1 protein-coding gene is annotated in these 1,310 nt (G+C 62.2%); it reads left to right on the forward strand.

Annotated features, from left to right (window positions below; translation table 11 throughout):
• Positions 1-70 precede the first annotated feature (70 nt).
• The gene (locus EOA28_RS35945) at positions 71-1,261 is read left to right on the forward strand and encodes an NADH-quinone oxidoreductase subunit D (protein ID WP_128315853.1); all 1,191 of its coding nucleotides are present in this window, start codon (positions 71-73) and stop codon (positions 1,259-1,261) included.
• The last annotated feature ends 49 nt before the right edge of the window (positions 1,262-1,310 follow it).

Raw genomic sequence — 1,310 nt, forward strand, 5'->3', positions numbered from 1 at the left:
CGCGCTTTAGAGGCATGACCCGGCCGAACGGCCACAGTCGCCTTCGATCCTCAATCTTGCGGAGGTCGCCATGACCGAAGCCGCAGTCCGCAACTTCACCCTGAATTTCGGGCCGCAGCACCCGTCCGCGCATGGCGTGCTGCGGCTGGTGCTTGAATTGGACGGCGAGATCGTCGAACGCGCCGACCCGCATATCGGCCTGCTCCATCGCGGCACCGAGAAGCTGATCGAATACAAGAACTACCTGCAGGCGCTGCCCTATTTCGACCGGCTCGACTATGTCGCGCCGATGAACCAGGAGCATGCCTTCTGCCTTGCCGCCGAAAAGCTGCTGGAAATATCGGTTCCGCGACGCGGGCAACTCATCCGCGTATTGTTCTGCGAGATCGGGCGGCTGCTGTCGCATCTTCTCAACGTCACCACGCAAGCCATGGATATCGGCGCCCTGACCCCGCCGCTCTGGGGCTTCGCCGAGCGCGAGAAGCTGATGGTGTTTTATGAACGCGCGTCCGGCGCCCGCATGCACGCCAATTATTTCCGCGTCGGCGGCGTGCACCAGGATCTGCCGGGAGAGCTGCTCGACGACATCTGGAATTTCTGCGATCCGTTCCTGAAGGTCTGCGACAATCTCGAAGGCCTGCTCACCGACAACCGCATCTTCAAGCAGCGCAACGTCGATGTCGGCGCGATCTCGCTCGATGACGCATGGGCCCGGAGAAACCCAAGGCCCATGGTGCGTGGCTCGGGCGCCGCCTGGGACCTGCGCAAGGCACAGCCCTATGAATGCTATCCCGAGATGGAGTTCGATATCCCGGTCGGCAAGAACGGCGACTGCTACGACCGCTATCTGGTACGCATGGAAGAGATGCGCCAGTCGGTGCGCATCATGCGGCAGTGCCTGCAGAAGCTGCGCTCAGCCGATGGCCAGGGTCCAGTCGCGGTGGCCAATCAGAAGATCACGCCGCCGCCGCGCGCCATCATGAAGCGCTCCATGGAAGCGACCATCCATCATTTCAAGCTTTATACCGAAGGCCACCGCGTGCCGCGTGGCGAGGTCTACGCCGCGGTTGAGGCGCCGAAGGGCGAGTTCGGCGTCTATCTCGTCTCCGACGGCGGCAACATTCCCTATCGCTGCAAGATACGGGCGCCATCCTTCGCCCATCTGCAGGCGATGGATTTTCTGTCTCGCGGGCACATGGTGGCGGATGTCGCGGCGATCATCGGTTCGCTCGACATCGTCTTCGGCGAGATCGACCGCTAACGCAAGGAGGGCGGAGAACTCGCCAGGTCTCCGTTACTCCTATCAAGAT

This window comes from Mesorhizobium sp. M2A.F.Ca.ET.067.02.1.1 (assembly GCF_004023285.1).
Taxonomy (GTDB): Bacteria; Pseudomonadota; Alphaproteobacteria; order Rhizobiales; family Rhizobiaceae; genus Mesorhizobium.